At 69.4% G+C, this 15828-nt stretch carries 15 protein-coding genes and 2 pseudogenes; 5 read left to right on the forward strand and 12 right to left on the reverse strand.

Annotation, left to right across the window (positions count from 1 at the left end; translation table 11 throughout):
• Positions 1–625: pseudogene (locus ACK5IN_RS09370) on the reverse strand (IS1380 family transposase); the annotation flags it as partial.
• Between the two features lie 542 nt (positions 626–1167).
• Between ACK5IN_RS09370 and ddaH the strand changes: the two are divergent.
• Both ddaH and rocD read left to right on the forward strand, forming a co-directional pair.
• Positions 1168–1974, forward strand: coding sequence for a dimethylargininase (gene ddaH, locus ACK5IN_RS09375; protein WP_416895953.1), 807 nt, complete (start codon positions 1168–1170; stop codon positions 1972–1974).
• 29 nt (positions 1975–2003) lie between these two features.
• Positions 2004–3203: an ornithine--oxo-acid transaminase gene (gene rocD, locus ACK5IN_RS09380; protein WP_416895954.1), complete on the forward strand. Its 1200-nt coding sequence runs from the start codon at positions 2004–2006 to the stop codon at positions 3201–3203.
• A gap of 12 nt (positions 3204–3215) precedes the next feature.
• Here rocD and ACK5IN_RS09385 read toward each other — a convergent pair whose 3' ends face one another.
• The 4 genes from ACK5IN_RS09385 to ACK5IN_RS09400 form a co-directional block, all read right to left on the reverse strand.
• Positions 3216–3425, reverse strand: a complete 210-nt coding sequence (locus ACK5IN_RS09385) for a hypothetical protein (RefSeq protein WP_416895926.1) — start codon at positions 3423–3425, stop codon at positions 3216–3218.
• A gap of 24 nt (positions 3426–3449) precedes the next feature.
• Positions 3450–4496: an NAD(P)H-dependent flavin oxidoreductase gene (locus ACK5IN_RS09390; protein WP_416895927.1), complete on the reverse strand. Its 1047-nt coding sequence runs from the start codon at positions 4494–4496 to the stop codon at positions 3450–3452.
• Positions 4497–4616: 120 nt separating this feature from the next.
• The gene (locus tag ACK5IN_RS09395) at positions 4617–5978 is read right to left on the reverse strand and encodes an MFS transporter (protein ID WP_416895955.1); all 1362 of its coding nucleotides are present in this window, start codon (positions 5976–5978) and stop codon (positions 4617–4619) included.
• Between the two features lie 5 nt (positions 5979–5983).
• Positions 5984–6466: a MarR family winged helix-turn-helix transcriptional regulator gene (locus tag ACK5IN_RS09400; RefSeq protein WP_416895928.1), complete on the reverse strand. Its 483-nt coding sequence runs from the start codon at positions 6464–6466 to the stop codon at positions 5984–5986.
• A 303-nt stretch (positions 6467–6769) separates the two neighbouring features.
• On the opposite strand from ACK5IN_RS09400, the gene ACK5IN_RS09405 reads away from it, so the two are divergent.
• Positions 6770–9385 carry a YhgE/Pip family protein gene (locus tag ACK5IN_RS09405; protein WP_416895929.1) on the forward strand — a complete coding sequence of 872 codons (2616 nt, stop codon included), beginning with the start codon at positions 6770–6772 and terminating at the stop codon, positions 9383–9385.
• Entirely contained in the window at positions 9354–11540 is a 2187-nt protein-coding gene (locus tag ACK5IN_RS09410; protein WP_416895930.1) for a YhgE/Pip domain-containing protein, read from the forward strand. Before ACK5IN_RS09405 ends, ACK5IN_RS09410 begins: the two co-directional genes overlap by 32 nt.
• Before the next feature lie 209 nt (positions 11541–11749).
• Here ACK5IN_RS09410 and ACK5IN_RS09415 read toward each other — a convergent pair whose 3' ends face one another.
• Positions 11750–11878 (reverse strand): hypothetical protein, encoded by a 129-nt coding sequence (locus ACK5IN_RS09415; protein WP_416895931.1) that lies wholly within the window; start codon positions 11876–11878, stop codon positions 11750–11752.
• 242 nt (positions 11879–12120) lie between these two features.
• Between ACK5IN_RS09415 and ACK5IN_RS09420 the strand changes: the two are divergent.
• Positions 12121–12458: pseudogene (locus ACK5IN_RS09420) on the forward strand (PLP-dependent aminotransferase family protein); the annotation flags it as partial.
• A 42-nt stretch (positions 12459–12500) separates the two neighbouring features.
• Here ACK5IN_RS09420 and ACK5IN_RS09425 read toward each other — a convergent pair.
• From ACK5IN_RS09425 to ACK5IN_RS09450, 6 genes are all read right to left on the reverse strand, one after another.
• Positions 12501–12638: a hypothetical protein gene (locus tag ACK5IN_RS09425; protein WP_416895932.1), complete on the reverse strand. Its 138-nt coding sequence runs from the start codon at positions 12636–12638 to the stop codon at positions 12501–12503.
• Complete coding sequence (locus tag ACK5IN_RS09430) at positions 12635–12868, reverse strand: helix-turn-helix domain-containing protein (RefSeq protein WP_416895933.1); 234 nt, start codon at positions 12866–12868, stop codon at positions 12635–12637. Before ACK5IN_RS09430 ends, ACK5IN_RS09425 begins: the two co-directional genes overlap by 4 nt.
• The gene (locus ACK5IN_RS09435; RefSeq protein ID WP_416895934.1) at positions 12868–13113 is read right to left on the reverse strand and encodes a hypothetical protein; all 246 of its coding nucleotides are present in this window, start codon (positions 13111–13113) and stop codon (positions 12868–12870) included. The genes ACK5IN_RS09430 and ACK5IN_RS09435 overlap by 1 nt, the downstream gene beginning before the upstream one ends.
• 112 nt (positions 13114–13225) lie before the next feature.
• Positions 13226–14092, reverse strand: coding sequence for a 3-methyl-2-oxobutanoate hydroxymethyltransferase (gene panB / locus ACK5IN_RS09440; RefSeq protein WP_416895935.1), 867 nt, complete (start codon positions 14090–14092; stop codon positions 13226–13228).
• Positions 14089–14931 carry a pantoate--beta-alanine ligase gene (gene panC / locus ACK5IN_RS09445; protein ID WP_416895936.1) on the reverse strand — a complete coding sequence of 281 codons (843 nt, stop codon included), beginning with the start codon at positions 14929–14931 and terminating at the stop codon, positions 14089–14091. Before panC ends, panB begins: the two co-directional genes overlap by 4 nt.
• Entirely contained in the window at positions 14928–15713 is a 786-nt protein-coding gene (locus tag ACK5IN_RS09450; RefSeq protein WP_416895937.1) for a DUF2520 domain-containing protein, read from the reverse strand. Before ACK5IN_RS09450 ends, panC begins: the two co-directional genes overlap by 4 nt.
• Positions 15714–15828: the final 115 nt, after the last annotated feature.

Genomic DNA, 15828 nt, shown 5'->3' on the forward strand with positions numbered 1-15828 from the left:
CGCGAGAGCGTCCCCGACGATCCGGGCGGCGCCTTTCGGGGAGCCGGTCTTCCCCTGACGGAGCCGCTGCCCGACGATCACCGGCGCCGAGGCCTGGGTACTGACGTTGGCGATGAGGGCGTTCAAACCCCGGACACCGGAGTACCCGAACGACGCGCCCTGCTTCTGGTATCCGTGGACCTCGATAAGCGTGTCATCCAGGTCGACCATCACCCGCTCGTCGTCCCGGACCCGCAGGAGCGGTGCGGACTGGGCGAGGTTCACCAGGATTCGGGAGGCGACGGCATCGAGCTGGCGGACGTGCCCGAACCGGAACTCGTGCAGAAACGATCCCAGCGTCGACGGCGCATACGTCCGATCAAACAACCTGCCCATCCCGCCATGACGGAGCACGTTCACGTCGCTGATCGAATCCGCCCCGGCGAGCATCCCCGCCACCAGTGCCATCACCTTGCCGCCTGGCGTTCGAGCCCCTGTCGGTCGGGACGCTCAACCGCGACTGCGACAGGCGATCGAGGCCCGCGGAACGCGCGAGTCGGAGCATCGGGACCAGCCCCGCGGTCGACACAAGATTCGGATCATCGAACATCGCGGACACAGCCGCGGGAGCATGCTTGAATTGCACCTACGAGATGCCTCTCAGACTCGGGAGATAGGACCTTAGACAAGCTCTATTCTTCCTGGTCAGAGGGGCATTTCTGCGTGACGACGCACGCTCAGACGCCCACCGCACCGGTGCATCGAGGCTAAGGCGCCGATTGAAGCGCGCAGGCCGTTCTGGTGCGCTATGACCAGTTCATCGCCTGGGCCGGTAACCTCGACACCGCAGCACCAGTGAGCATGCTCCGCGCGCGCGTCGGTGTCGTGGAGGATGTCTCTCCAACGCTGTGAGAGCAGCGCGCCGCCCTCACCTGGGTGACCGTTGACTGTACTACCGACGCGCCGCACGACGACGGGGGTGACGCCGGGCGTGCGACAATGGAGCCGCGGCGTGCCCGCCCCTTCCCCAGCTCACCGAGTGGTCGAAGGCCGCCGGGCCGGAGGACATCGTCCGTCGCTTTCCCACGAGGAGCAGAATTGGCCGCGCAGCCCGAAACCATCACCCCCTCGACAAGCTCGGGGACCGAGACCGCGACGACACGCATCCAGCAGCACCGCCGGTACTTGATGTGCCGCCCCCAGCACTTCACGGTGAGCTACACGATCAATCCGTGGATGGAGCCGGCGAACCCCACCGATACGGCGCTCGCCGTGCGCCAGTGGCAGACCCTCTATGACGCCTATCTCGCGCTCGGCCACGAGGTGGAGCTGATCGACCCGATCCCCGGACTGCCCGACATGGTCTACACGGCCAACGGCGGCTTCCTCATCGACGGGGTCGCGTACGGGGCGAAGTTCCGCTTCGCCGAGCGCGTTCCCGAGGGGCCGGCCTTCATGGACTGGTTCCGCGCCCACGGCTTCGAGGTCGCCGAGCCCGAGTCGGTCAACGAGGGCGAAGGTGACTTCCTGCTGGTCGGCGACGTGATCCTCGCCGGCAGCGGCTTTCGCTCCACCGACGACAGCCACCGCGAGCTGAGCCAGATCTTCGGCCAGGAGGTCGTCTCGCTCACCCTCGTCGACCCGCGCTTCTACCACCTCGACACCGCGCTGGCCGTGCTCGACCCGGTGGAGGGCCCCGGCGGCGTCGAACACGCGAACATCGCCTACCTGCCGAACGCGTTCGACGAGCGCTCGCAGCGGATTCTCGCCGAGCGGTACCCCGACGCGATCCGCGTCTCCGACGCCGACGGTGCCGTGTTCGGTCTCAACTCGGCCAGCGACGGCCTCAACGTCATCATCTCGCCGCGCGCCAAGGGCTTCGAAGCCCAGCTGCGCGCCCGCGGCTACAACCCGATCCTGATCGACCTGTCCGAGCTGCTGCTCGGCGGCGGCGGCATCAAGTGCTGCACTCTCGAGCTGCGGGGCCGCGCATGAGCCCCGCCGACACTGCAGCCCTACGGATCATGCGCGGCACGGCGGTGCCCGGCATCGACGAGAGCCACGTCGCGCAGAACTACCACCCGCTGCCGATCGTCATCTCGCGCGGCGAGGGCGCATGGGTGACGGATGCCGAGGGCAAGCGCTACCTCGACCTGCTCGCCGCTTACTCCGCGTTGAACTTCGGCCACCGGCATCCCGCTCTCATCGCCGTCGCGACCGAGCAGCTCGGCCGCCTCACCCTCACGAGCCGCGCGTACCACAACGACCGGCTCGGCTCGTTCGCCGCGGCCCTGGCCGAGCTGTGCGACAAGGACCTGGTGCTGCCGATGAACACCGGTGCCGAGGCCGTCGAGACCGGCATCAAGGTCGCGCGTGCGTGGGCCTACCGCGCCAAGGGCGTTGCCCGGGATCGGGCGCAGATCATCGTCGCGCACGGGAATTTCCACGGTCGCACGACGACGATCGTCGGGTTCAGCGACGACGCGGCATCCCATGACGACTTCGGCCCCTACGGGCCGGGCTTCGTGCCGGTGCCGTTCGGCGACGCCGACGCGATCGAGGCCGCCATCACCCCCGACACCGCCGCGGTGCTGATCGAGCCCATCCAGGGCGAGGCGGGTGTCGTCATCCCGCCCGAGGGGTACCTGCGCGCGGTGCGCGCCCTATGCGACCGGCACAACGTGCTGTTCATCGCCGACGAGATCCAGTCCGGGCTCGGGCGCGTGGGCACTACGTTCGCATGCGATCGCGAGGACGTGACGCCCGACGTGTACCTGCTCGGGAAGGCGCTGGGCGGCGGCATCCTTCCCGTATCGGCCGTGGTGGGGGATGCCGATGTGCTCGGCGTCATCCAGCCCGGCGAACACGGCTCGACCTTCGGCGGCAACCCGCTCGCGGCTGCGATCGGTACGCGTGTGGTCGAGATGCTGTCGACAGGTGAGTTCCAGCAGCGCGCCGCCGCGCTGGGCTCTCACCTCGAGACACGCCTGGGCGAGCTGGTCGGGCACGGCGTCACGGCCGTGCGCGTCGCGGGCCTGTGGGCGGGCGTCGACATCGACCCCGCCGTCGGCACCGGCCGCGAGGTCGCCGAGCGAATGCTCGAGCGCGGTGTGCTCGTGAAGGAGACGCACGGACAGACGATCCGCATCGCCCCGCCGCTGGTGATCCGCGCGACGGAGTTGGATTGGGCGCTCGAGCAGCTCAAGGTCGTGCTCGAGGGTTGACCGGTGTGCTGATCAGTGAGGACATCGCTGCAGCGCGAACGGCGGGGTCGGATCGGCGAACATCGGGAAGCGGCGCACGTTGAGTGTGGCGAGCTCGGCAGAGTGCGTCCCGGCGGTCGCAGTCGCGGCATCGCACACGGGTGACTCGAGGTCGCGCACCGAACCGAACGAAGAGTGGATGGCGGCGAGTTCGTCGAGCGCCTCGGCCTGGCGCTGCTCCACATAGATGTTCGCGCAGTGCGGGGCTCAGCCGGCGACGCCGGCAGCCAGTTCGGCGAATACCGACGCGGCGTCGTCGTGGTGCGCCAGGGGCGCGGACTGACCGGCCCACAGTGACTGCAGGTCGCCGAGGCCGCGCCGCAGCGCCTCGGTGCGTACCGGTCCGAGTAGCCAGCCCTGCGCGGGGAACGGCAGGGTGAGGCCCGCCTCCTCTACGAGGCGGATGAGACGGTTCGGGATGCCGCGGGCAAGCCGCCCCGTGACAGCACGGGTGAGCACGGTTCCGGTCTCGGCCACGCGGTCGATCGCCGCGCGATGCGCGTCGGTCGCCGCCGATTGCCGCGTGCGCAGAAACGCCGTACCCGCCTGCACCCCGCTCGCGCCGAGCGCGAGCGCGGCGGCCACGCCGCGGCGGTCGGCGATGCCGCCCGCCGCGATCACGGGGACGTCCACCGCATCCACCACCTGCGGTACGAGCGCCATCCCGCCCAGCAGCGACTGCTCGGCGGGGCGGTCGAACGACACGCGGTGCCCGCCCGCCTCCAGTCCGGTGGCGACGATGGCATCGGCACCGCCGGCCGCGAGCAGCACGGCCTCGGCGACGGTCGTCGCGGTGCCGACGACGTGAATGCGGCGCTCCTTCAGCTCGGCCACCGCCGTGGCATCCGGGATCCCGTACACGAAGCTCGCCACCGCCGGGCGCGCATCGCACACGGCCCGCAGCTGGGCGTCGAACTCGCGCAGGGAGGCGGGCGGGGGCTCGGGCAGCTCCAGGCCGAGCTCGGCGTACAGCGGGGCGACGCACTCGAGCGCGGCCGACAGGTCGACGTCGCCGGGGGTGACCTCGTCGCCGACCGGCACCCACAGGTTCAGTGCGAACGGGCGATCCGTCGCCGCACGCAGCTGTGCTGCGGTGTCGGCGATGCGGTCGGCGTCGTAGCCGTACAGCCCGTACGAGCCGAGTCCGCCCAGGTCGCTCACCGCTGCCGTGAGCTCGACCGACGACATGCCGCCGAACGCCCCCAGCACGATGGGGGTTTCGATGCCGAGCAGGGCGGTCAACGCGTTCGCCATACCCCGAGTCTCTCACCGCGACGTCGACCGCGGCGCATGCACCTGGGGCTGAGTCGCCCCGATCTGCGGGGGACGGCCGCAGAACGCGACCGGTGAGTGGGCGCGTCACCGGCCATCGGCTCAGGTGCGCGACGACGCGGGAGGGGCCGTGGCATCCCTCTTCTCCGCCTTTGGCAGCCGGATCGGCGTCGTCGACGCGACCTCGTCGCTGAACTCCTCGGGTTCGGGGGCAATCACGCGCACCGGCACCGTCTCGTCGATCGCGAGGCGGAATCGCCGTGTCTCGTGCCGGCGCACACGCCCCGACGCGAGCAGCCACGCGACGCCGATCAGGCACGCGACGATTCCGGCGCCCGCGCCCAGCTGCATGGCGGCGCGGGGGCCGAACGTCTGCGCGACCCACCCGGCGATCGGCGCGCCGATCGGGGTGCTGCCCATGATGACGGCCATGTACAGTGCGAGCACGCGCCCGCGCAGCGCCGGGTCGGTGGTCGTCTGCACGTAGCCGTTCGCGGTCGTGAGCATCGACACCGTCGAGAAGCCGACGAACACCAGCACGATCGCATACAGCGCGTAGAGCGGCATGAGGGATGCCACCAGCATCGCTACGCCGAACCCACCGGTGGCGAAGATGATGACGCGCACGCGTGCGCGATCGCGCCGGGCGGCGAGCAGCGCACCCGCCAGCGAGCCGATCGCGAGCACCGAGCTGAGCAGTCCGTAGCCGTCGGCGTCCTGCCCGAACTCGAGTGCCATCGTCGACGCGAAGATCGGGAAGTTCATGCCGAAAGCGCCGACGAGGAACACCATGATGAACGTGACCAGCAGATCGCGGCGGTGCGCCACGTAGCGGAAGCCGTCGGCGAGACGCTCGGGCCCCGTCTTGCGCTGGCGCGGGATGAGCTCGTCGATGCGGATGAGCGCCAGCGCGCCGAGCATCGCGAGGAACGTGGCGGCGTTGATGATGAAGATCCAGCCGGTGCCGACGAGGACGATCAGGATGCCTCCGGCCGCCGGGCCGATGAGGCGCGCCATGTTGAACGACGCCGCATTGAGGGCGACCGCGTTGGAGGCGTTCTCGCGCGAGACCACATCGGAGACGAAGGCCTGCCGGGCCGGCGCGTCGAAGGCGTTGGCGATGCCGAACCCGAGGGCGAACAGCCACATGAGCGGCAGGGTCATGATGCCGGTGAGCAGCAGCACGCCGATGGCGACGGCCATGAGCATGAGCGTCGACTGGGTGACCATCAGCAGCCTGCGGCGGTCGAACCGGTCGGCGACCCATCCGGTGACGCTGACCAGCAGCAGGGGCGGCCCGAACTGCAGCGCCATGGTGATGCCCATGGCGGTGGCGTCGTTGTCGGTGAGCTCGGTGAGCACCACCCAGTCCTGCGCGGTCGCCTGCATCCAGCCGCCGACGTTCGAGACGAGCGCGCCGACGATCCAGACACGGAAGTTGAACAGCGACAGCGAGCGGAACATGTTCCTCACGTGTCGGCCACTTTCCGCATGAGGTCGGCCGCTTGGTGCAGGATGTCGCGCTCGGCCTCGGTGAGCGCGCCCAGCGCGTCCTCCAGCCAGGCGTCCCGGCGCCGCACGGTCTCTTCGACGATCGCCGAGCCGGCCTCGGTGAGGGCGATGTTCACCTTGCGGCGATCGGTGTCGTCGGTGGTGCGGACGAGCCATCCCTCGTCCTGCAGGCAGTTCACCGTGCGGTTCATCGACGGCGCCGTGACCCGCTCGCGCTCTGCGAGCTCGCCGAGGGAGTGGGGACCGTGCACCTTGAGGATCGCGAGCACGGCGAACTGCCCATCGCTCATCGAGTCGACGGCGCGCTGGGCGCGCAGGCGCCGGGCGAGGCGGAAGGTCGCCAGGCGCAGGTCGGAGGACTCGGTGGCCAGGCTGCGCTCGAGACCGGCGATGAGCGTGGCGGCCGCGGTGGTGGCGGGGGGCTCTTCGGAATCAGTCATGCAATTACTTAGCATAGCTCATTAGACATGCTAAGTAAAATGTGCGAATAGCGCGGAGACACACCCCTCGCCGGCATCGACTATCCCTTCGGCGCGCCCGCGACACGTACCGCATCGGAAAGCAGCTGCGGAAGAAATGGGTTCGACCCCGCTGCCTTCGACGACCCGGCCGCTTCGGTCACGGTGGCGTTCGACGTGATCGACGCCCCCGGGCACGGACCGTCACGATGACGACGGCCGTGCACTGAAATGCGATTATGCTATGTATTCGACCTGCTGTCACGGTGAGGGGGGAGCAGCGCGATGCGCAACATCCTGCACGTGTTCACGCGTGACGCACTGCGGATCCTGAAGGCGCCGATGACGTGGGCCATCGTGCTCGGGATCATCATCCTCCCGTCGCTGTATGCGTGGGTCAACATCATCGCGTTCTGGGACCCGTACGGGAACACCCAGAAGGTGAAGGTCGCCGTCGTCAACCTCGACGAGGGTGCCACGTCGTCGGTGACCGGGCCGCTCAACGTCGGCGACCAGGTGATCGATCAGCTCAAGGACAACCATCAGCTCGACTGGCAGTTCCTCGGCCACGACGCGGCCATGACGGCGGTCGAGTCGGGGGCGAGCTACGCGGCGATCGTCATCCCGCACGACTTCAGCAAGGACCTGCTCTCGGTCGTGACGGGGACCTTCGTCGCACCCGAGCTCGAGTACTACGTCAACGAGAAGGCGAACGCGATCGCCCCGAAGATCACGGGGGTCGGGGCATCGACCCTCGACACGCAGGTCAACAGCACGTTCGTCTCGATGGTGGCCAAGACGGTCGCGCAGACGCTCGAGAAGGCCGGGATCACGCTCGGCGACCAGCTGCTCGGCGTGCAGGACACCACGACGAGCACCCTGGCCGAGGCCGCAGCGAAGGTCGAGGCGTCCCGCGCGGGACTCGCCGACGTCGAGACGAGTCTCACCGACGTCCGCGGCGCCGTGCGCGACACGCGCGGTGCCCTGCAGGCGGCGGGGAGCGCGATCGGTGGTGTCCAGAGCGAGGTGCGCGACGCGCAGGCGCTCGTCGCGCAGGCGCAGCAGCAGCTTCTCGACTTCACCGACTCGGTCACCCAGGCATACGTCTCGGGCTCCGCTCTGCTGGTTCAGGCGGTCTCGAAGCTCGACGCCACCGTGGGCACCGCGACGGCGGCGGCGCAGCGCACCAATGCCGAGATCGGCTCGGCGGTCAAAGACGTCTCTGCCGTGGTCGACGCCAACGGACGTATGCTCGCGCAGCTTCAGGAGATCCTGAACGACCTCGACGGCGACGATCCTGCGCGCGACCCGCTCGCCGCGGCGATCGATCGGCTGCAGCAGCGCAATGCCGCGGATGAGCAGCTGCTGAACGATCTGACCGCGCTCAACAGCGAGATCTCCGGCGTCATCGCATCGATCCAGTCCTCCGCGGACGCGCTGGAGGCCGCTGTCGACGCGACCGTCGCCTCGATGTCGACGATCGGCAAGACGCTGACCGACACCCTGCCCGAGATCAACCGGGCGATCTCGGCGATGTCCGCCACCGCGGGCGCGTTCGCCACCTCGCTCGACATCCAGCGTCAGCTCGTCGGCGAGGCCGCGGACCTCCTGGGCGACGTCGACCATCAGCTCGGCGACACCGACGACGCTCTGACCGCGCTGGGCAGCAACCTCGATGCGGTCACACAGGGCCTGCAGCAGCTGAGCGTCGACTCGGCGGCGATCAGCAGCGCCGACGTGTGGAACAAGGTGGCAGCGCTCACCTCCCTCAACCCCGAGCAGATCGCCGAGTTCATGGCCGCGCCTGTCGAGGTCAAGACGAACGTCATCTATCCCGTGCCCACCTACGGGTCGGCGATGGCCCCGCTGTTCACGAACCTCACGCTGTGGATCGGCTCGTTCATGCTGGTCGTGCTCCTCCGGCAGGAGCCCGACACCGAGGGCGTGCCCACGCTCACCGTGCGACAAGGCTACCTCGGCCGATTCCTGCTGCTGTCGGTGCTCGGCTTCCTGCAGGCGCTGCTGGTCAGCATCGGCAACATGGTCATCGGCGTGCACATGGTCAACCCCGTGGCATTCGCGGTCACCGCCGTGTTCGCAGGATGGGTGTTCCTCAGCATCATCTACGCCTTGGCGGTGTGCTTCGGCTACGTGGGCAAGGGCATCGCGATCCTGCTCGTCGTCATCCAGATCCCCGGCGCCTCCGGCATCTATCCGATCCAGATGATGCCGCAGTTCTTCCAGGACCTGTTCCCGTTCTTCCCGTTCACGTACTCGATCGACGCGATGCGCGAGACGATCGGCGGCTTCTACGACGGGTACTATTGGCGTTCCCTCGCCGCACTCCTGGTCTTCGCGGCCCTCGCGTTCCTGCTGGGGATCTTCTTCCGCCAACGGCTGGGCAACTTCTCACGCCTGTTCAACCGCAAGCTCGCCGACACCGGGCTGTTCGTCAGCGAAGACGTGCAGGTTCTCGGCTCGCGCCGCCGCCTCACCCAGCTCGCACAGGCGCTGGTCAGCATGGACGAGTTCCGTGCCCAGACGGCGCATCGTGCGGACTGGCTGCGGCGGAGTCATTTCACAGTCGTCAGTGTGACGCTCGTCGGGGCGCTGGCCATCACGGTTCTCCTCGGCATCCTCGCTGCCCTCTTCCCGACGGAGAAGGCGACCATCCTCGGCGCATGGGGTGTGCTCTGCCTCGTCGTGATCGCCATTCTCGTGACGCTCGAGTACGTCAAACAGAACATCGGCTTCGCCAAGAAGCTGGAGAGCATGCCGGTTCCCGAACTGCGTGAGTGGCTCGCCGCAGAGGAGGAGGCCTCGCACTCGAGCGTCGCCATCGATCGGCTGAAGGTGGGAGGTGAGGTCGATGAAGAACATCCTGCTCGTCTTCCGGGATGACCTGAAGCGCGCCTCGCGCAACTCGCTGTCGCTCATCGTGCTGTTCGGCGTCGCGATCATCCCGTCGTTCTTCAGCTGGTTCAACGTGCTGTCCAGCTGGGACCCGTTCGGCAACGTCAAGAATCTCAGGGTCGCTGTCGCCAACGCCGACGAGGGCTTCAAGAGCAGCCTGTTCCCGATGCGCATCAACATCGGCACCGAGGTCATCTCGAGCCTGCGGGCCAACTCCGATCTGAACTGGGTCTTCGTGACCGAGGACGAGGCGATCGCGGGCACGAAGTCGGGCGAGTACTACGCGGCCCTGGTGCTGCCGGCCGATTTCAGCCGCGAGATGATGACCTTCTTCGTCCCCGGCTCGACGTCGACGCAGATCGACTACTACACCAACGAGAAAGTGAACGCGCTCTCGCCCGAGATCACCGGAGAGGCCGCGACAGAAGTCTCGACGCAGATCAACGAGTCGTTCACGAAGACGCTCGACGAGGTCGGACTGGCCGTCGTCTCATCGATCGCCACGAGCCTCGAGGACTCCGGCGCACAGGGCGCGATGCTGCGGCTGCAGTCCAGCGCCAAAGGCGTCGCGACGCAGCTGCGTGCGGCCGAGCAGACCAGCGATATTTTCGCGAAGCTCCTCGGCTCGACGCGCTCCCTGCTGAGCAGTGCCGCATCTCTGACCACGGCGTCCGCCGACGCCTTCGGCAGCACGAGCGGTGCCATCAAGGGCGGCGCCGACGCGATGCAGTCCCTCGAGTCCACGCTGGCCACGGCCGTCGACGCGATCTCGCGTGCTCTGGAGGCGAGCCTCACCAGCTTCGACAACCTCGCCAATCAGGTGGGCGGACTCAACACGGCGATCGACGGACAGCTCGGCGGAGCGGCGAATCTCATCTCGGCGCTCGAGGGGCAGGTCGACTCCCAGATCAGTGCCTACCAGAACCTGCGCAACGAGCTTCAGGGCATCGCCGACGGCACCGACGACCCGACCCTGCAGGACGGGATCGAGCTGGTCATCTCGCGGCTGGACGCCGTCATCGACCGGCAGGTGGCGCTGCGCGATCGTCTTGGCGACGCCGTCACCGCGTTGAACGACGGGGTCGCCGACGGCGACGCCACACGCGACGAGATCATCGGTCTCATCAACGAGGCCAAGGCCGCCGTCGCGAACGCGCGGGACGCGTACAACGCCGATCTGCGGCCGACGCTCGACAGTATGGCGACGGCCGCCGCATCCATCAGCAGCAGCTTCCACACGATCGGGCAGGACCTCACGGCGGCCGGCGCACAGCTCACCGGTGGCGAGTCTGCCGCGCTGAGCGCCCTGGCCGCCGCCCAGCAGACCGTCACCACGATCGGCGCCGACCTCGAAGAGGCCGCCGTCGTCTTCGACACGCTCGCCGGCGCCCTGGGCTCCGCCGCCGAGTCGGGCGATCTCAGCGAGGTCACCCAGCTCATCGGCTCCAACGTGTCGATCCTCGCCACCGAGCTCGTCACGCCGGTCAAGCTGAAGACGATCCCGGTCTTCGCCGTCGACACGTTCGGTGCGCAGATGGCGCCCTTCTACACCGTGCTCGGCCTGTGGATCGGCGCGCTGCTGCTGTCGGTGCTGATCCGCGTCGACGTGCCCCGCGACTCGCTGCGCTCCGAGCTCAACCTGACCCGCACGCAGGAGTACTTCGGGCGCTACGGATTCTTCGCAGTCCTCGCGCTGCTGCAGAGCACGCTGTTGTACTGCGGCCTCATCTGGTTCGTCGGTGTGCAGCCGGTCTATCCGATGCTGCTCATTCTCGCCGGGTGGGTGATGTCGCTCGTGTTCAGCATCATCACGTACACGCTCGTGCTCACCTTCGGCGAGGCCGGCAAGGCGCTCGGCGTGCTCCTACTGGTGGTCCAGATCTCCAGTGGCGGCGGCGCGTATCCGCTCTCGGTGCTGCCGCAGTGGTTCCAGAACATCAGCCCGTTCGTGCCCGTGACCCACGCGACCAACGCTGTGCGCTCGGCGATCGCCGGGATCTACGAGAACGACTACTGGCACTCGCTGGGCTGGCTTGCGCTGTTCATCGTGGCGGCGCTCATCGTCGGGCTGCTGATCCGTCTGCCGCTGATCCCGCTGAACGACAAGATCGGCAAGGCGCTGGAGGCGACGAAGCTCATGTGACGCGCGGCGTCGCGCCAGATCACGCAGGCGCGCCACGACCCCGCGCCCGAGCTGTACCGCGAACACGAGCGCGTTCTCGACGGGCAGCACGACGATGCCGATGAGGAACGGTGCGGCCAGCCGCGGTGCGGAGCCGACCAGGATCGCCAGCAGTGCGATGACCATCACGAGGATCGCCCGCCATGTCAGCGGGTCGGTGAACGTGGCGGTTACCGATACGCCGAGCCGCGCCGCCGCAGGACGCCCGCCGCGAGCAGGAACGCACCGAGCGGCAGCGAGAACCGTTCCACGCGCAGCCGCCACGCGACCGCGACGACGACCACGAGATGCCCGACCATGAGCGCCCACATCGCGAACCAGTCCCGATCGATGGCGGCCCACGTCCCGGCCAGGGCGAGCAGGAAGATGAGGCCGGTCGACAGGGCCGTCCAGCCGCTGCACTCGGCGGCCAGTCGTGGTTCGTCTCCGAGCTCGGGGCGATCACGCCGGCAGGGCTCTCGCTCCCGGCGGCGAGTGACGTGGTGATCCTGCCCGGTAGTCAGAGCGGACTGAGTACGTTGTTCCGCACCCTGGTAGGGGCGTGACGCAACCGGACTGGCGAACCCATCTGCGCTCGCTTCGCCCGCAACTCACGCACGCCGCGACCTGCTCGTCGACGCGTTCCATGAGCACGTCCCGACCGGGCACCTGGCCGGTGTGCCGCGCGGAGGTCTGAACGTCTGGCTCCGTCTCCCTGACGACACCAACCTCACCCAGCTTGCGCGTGACTGCGAGGCTCGAGGCGTCATCGTCGCAGCGGGCGACGACTGGTTCCCCGCCGAACCGACCGGCCGCTACCTCCGTCTCAACTACTCCGGCCCCCATCCGGGCGCCTTCCCGCGGGCGGCCCAGATCCTCGGAGCAGTGCTCACGGATTAGCGCGGTGCAGGTGTCAGCGCTCGTTCGCGGTTCCAGCGCAGCTCATGGGCGTGGCCACGGCGCGGGCGCGGCACGGGCCGGCGGAATCCGTTCCGCCTTCGCAACCGGCACGAGGGGCACGCGCGCCGGGCGCGAGACGTTGTCGAGCAGATGCCGGACGGCGGTGTCGTTCCAGGTCATGACGCGCCCTCGTCGCCGGTCGGGGGGCCGGGTTCCCAGCGCAGAATGTCGCCGGGCTGGCACTCGAGCACGCGGCAGATGGCGTCGAGCGTCGTGAAGCGGATGGCTTTGGCGCGCCCGTTCTTCAGGACCGACACGTTCACGGGGGTGATGTCGATGGCGGCGGCGAGCTCGGTGACCGACATCTTGCGCCGGGCCAGCTGCACGTCCAGGTCGATGACGATGGGCATCAGATCGCCTCCGAGAGGTCCTGCTCGAGCCGCCACGCCGTGCGCAGCAGGCCGCGCAGCATGACCACCAGCAGCGACAGGCCCGCGCCGACGACGATGCCCGGGATCTGCAGGTAGGCGATCTCGTGGTAGTGCCATGCCGACTGCGCTGCGACGGTCGGCACGATAAACACTTGGCAGGCCAGCAGCAGTGCGAGCAGTGCCGCGATGAGGGCCTTCAGGATGACGACGGTGGCCTGGTGCATGCGTCTCTACCTGTCGAATATCGATTGGTGTATATCGAGAAACATTACACGTAGAGCGCTCTGATGTCTCGGGACGCGTGATGAGCGAAGCGGCGCCCACTTCCCGGCCGGCTCAGGAGTGCCGGGCGAGCTCGGCTTCGGCCGCGGCGACGGCCTCGGGCCGGGCGGCGTAGCCGTGCTCGGCGGCCGGGAACACGCCCGAGCGCACCTCGGCGGCGTAGGCGGCGACGCCATCGGACATGGCGTCGCCCACGGCGGCGTAGGCCTTGACGAACTTCGCGACGCGACCCTCGGTGATGCCGAGCACGTCGTGGAAGACCAGCACCTGCCCGTCGGCGGGGCCGGCGCCGATGCCGATCACGGGAATGCGCAGCGCGGGCCGCACGACGGCGACGACCTCGGCCGGAACAGCCTCGACGACGAGGGCGAAGGCCCCCGCCTCCTGCACGGCCAGCGCCTCGCGAACGAAACGGGCGGCGGAGTCGGCGTCCCGCCCCTGCGCGCGCAACCCGCCGAGCGCCACGGCCGTCTGCGGCGTCAGGCCGACATGCCCGACGACCGGGATGCCGGCGGCCACCACCGCGCGGATGCGGCTCAGCCGTGCCGCCGAGGCGCCCTCGAGTTTGACGGCGTCGCCACCGGCCTCGCGTACGAACCGCAGTGCGGTGGTCACTGCCTGTTCGTCCGACACCTCGGTCGATCCGAACGGCACGTCGCACACGACGAACGCCCGCTGCGTGCCGCGGCGCACCGCGGCGGCGAGGGTCAGCATCTCGTCGGTCGACACGCGCACGGTGGAGTCGTAGCCGAGCACGACCTGAGCGCCCGAGTCGCCGACCAGCACCATGTCGACCCCAGCGCGCTCGGCAGCGCGCGCCGACGGATAGTCGTACGCGGTGACCATGACGATGGGTTCGCCCGCGGCCTTCATCTCGGCCAGACGCGTGGTCGTGACGGGAGCAGCAGGGGCAGCGGTCATCGGGAACCTCCGAGCGGCATATTGTCGATGAGGCGCACCGCCCCCGCCCGCGCCGCGACGAGCACGAGCTCGCGGCCGGAGCACTGCGCCACGGGTTCGAGCGTATCGGGATCGGCGATCTCGACGTACTCGACGGCGAGGCCCGCAGCGGTGAGCCCGGCGCGCGCGCGGTCGCGCAGCAGCGAGGCCTCCGTCTCGCCGCGGGCCGCGGCATCCACCACGCTCTGCAGCACCCGCGGGATCGCCGCCGCCTGCGCGCGCTCGCCCGCACTCAACCGGGCGTTGCGGCTCGACAGCGCGAGCCCGTCGGTGTCGCGCGCGGTCGGGCTCGCCACGACCTCGACCGGCAGGCCGAGGTCGCGCACCATGCGCCGCACCACGACGACCTGCTGGGCGTCCTTTTCGCCGAAGTACGCGGCGTCGGGGCGTACGGCCAGCAGCAGCTTGGCCACGACCGTTGCCACGCCGTCGAAGTGCGCCCGCCCGCGATGGGCGCCCTCGAGGGTCTCGGTCAACGGCCCGGTCACGGACACGGTCGTGGCGAAACCGTCCGGATACATCTCGCCGACACCCGGCACGAAGACGAGGTCGACGCCCGCCTGCTCTGCGAGGGTCAGGTCGCGCCGCTCATCGCGCGGGTAGGCGTCGAGATCGGATGCCTCGTCGAACTGCGTCGGGTTCACGAACACCGACAGCACCACGGTGCCGCCGGCGGCCCGCGCCGCCTGCACGAGGGAGAGATGCCCCTCGTGCAGGGCTCCCATCGTCGGCACGAACCCCACCCGCCCGGTATCGGCGAGTACCTCGCGCAGCGCCGCGACGGTGCGCACGACCTTCACGACGCGCCCTCGGCCGGGTGCGCCGGGTTCGCAGGACGAGTAGATGCGGCGACCGCCCGCGTCACCTCGGCCAGCGCGTCGAACACGCTCAGGGCGTCGGGCATCCGTTCCGCGACGGATCGCCGCTGCGCAGCCACGACGTCGTCGTCGCCGCGGACGATGGGTCCGGTCAGGGCGTGCGCGCCGTGCGCTGCCCAGTTCTCGACGCTCGCCCGTACGAGGGGCACGAGCGCTGCGCGGTCGACGCCCGCGGTGGCGGCCAGCGATGTCGCGAGATGCTCGAGCGTGACGAGAAAGTTCGAGGCCATCGAGGCGGCCGCGTGATATGCGACCCGGTCGGTGTCGGCGACCTCAGTCGGCGTCATGCCGAGGGCCCGAGCGAGGGCGGTGGCGGTGGCGGCGGCGCGCGGCGTGGTGCCGGCGATCGCTGCCGACACGCCCTCGAAGTGGGCGTCGGCGCCGGTCACCGTCATGAGCGGGTGCATGCTGAACGCCTCGTGCGGGGTGAGCGGGTCGAGCGTGGTCGCCCCCGACACGTGGCCGACGAGGCGGCCGGGTACGACGGCATCGGCCGCATCGGTGATCGCCGCGTCGGGCACCGCGAGCAGCACGACGGCGGCGTCGGCGGCGGTCTCGCCGCGGCGCTCGGAGCCGCGCACGTCGAGCCCCGCCTCGCGCAGCCGTGTGACCAGCGCCGTTCCCATGCGCCCCGCGCCGACCACGACGATGCGCCCCGCGACGGCGGGTTCGGTGGGTCGTGCGGTGGCGGGCGATTCGGGCATGGGGTTCCGTGCAAGACAGGGATGCGCCGGGTCCGGTGCGCTCCCCACGCTACCGTCGCGCATGTCTGTATCGACAATCGGCACCCCTCAGATTGCTGTGGGACTCACCACCCGA

Source organism: Microbacterium sp., from assembly GCF_047971895.1.
Classification (GTDB): Bacteria; Actinomycetota; Actinomycetes; order Actinomycetales; family Microbacteriaceae; genus Microbacterium.

Bases quoted from the DNA above. Each gene is read 5' to 3' on its own strand.
- ACK5IN_RS09415 (WP_416895931.1), bottom strand. From the start codon at position 11,878: ATGGTCGGGCATCTCGTGGTCGTCGTCGCGGTCGCGTGGCGGCTGCGC.
- ddaH (WP_416895953.1), top strand. From the start codon at position 1,168: ATGTGCCGCCCCCAGCACTTCACGGTGAGCTACACGATCAATCCGTGG.
- ACK5IN_RS09400 (WP_416895928.1), bottom strand. From the start codon at position 6,466: ATGACTGATTCCGAAGAGCCCCCCGCCACCACCGCGGCCGCCACGCTC.
- ACK5IN_RS09410 (WP_416895930.1), top strand. From the start codon at position 9,354: ATGAAGAACATCCTGCTCGTCTTCCGGGATGACCTGAAGCGCGCCTCG.
- rocD (WP_416895954.1), top strand. From the start codon at position 2,004: ATGCGCGGCACGGCGGTGCCCGGCATCGACGAGAGCCACGTCGCGCAG.
- ACK5IN_RS09425 (WP_416895932.1), bottom strand. From the start codon at position 12,638: ATGACCTGGAACGACACCGCCGTCCGGCATCTGCTCGACAACGTCTCG.
- panB (WP_416895935.1), bottom strand. From the start codon at position 14,092: ATGACCGCTGCCCCTGCTGCTCCCGTCACGACCACGCGTCTGGCCGAG.
- ACK5IN_RS09435 (WP_416895934.1), bottom strand. From the start codon at position 13,113: ATGCACCAGGCCACCGTCGTCATCCTGAAGGCCCTCATCGCGGCACTG.
- ACK5IN_RS09430 (WP_416895933.1), bottom strand. From the start codon at position 12,868: ATGCCCATCGTCATCGACCTGGACGTGCAGCTGGCCCGGCGCAAGATG.
- ACK5IN_RS09405 (WP_416895929.1), top strand. From the start codon at position 6,770: ATGCGCAACATCCTGCACGTGTTCACGCGTGACGCACTGCGGATCCTG.
- ACK5IN_RS09390 (WP_416895927.1), bottom strand. From the start codon at position 4,496: ATGGCGAACGCGTTGACCGCCCTGCTCGGCATCGAAACCCCCATCGTG.
- ACK5IN_RS09450 (WP_416895937.1), bottom strand. From the start codon at position 15,713: ATGCCCGAATCGCCCGCCACCGCACGACCCACCGAACCCGCCGTCGCG.
- ACK5IN_RS09395 (WP_416895955.1), bottom strand. From the start codon at position 5,978: ATGTTCCGCTCGCTGTCGCTGTTCAACTTCCGTGTCTGGATCGTCGGC.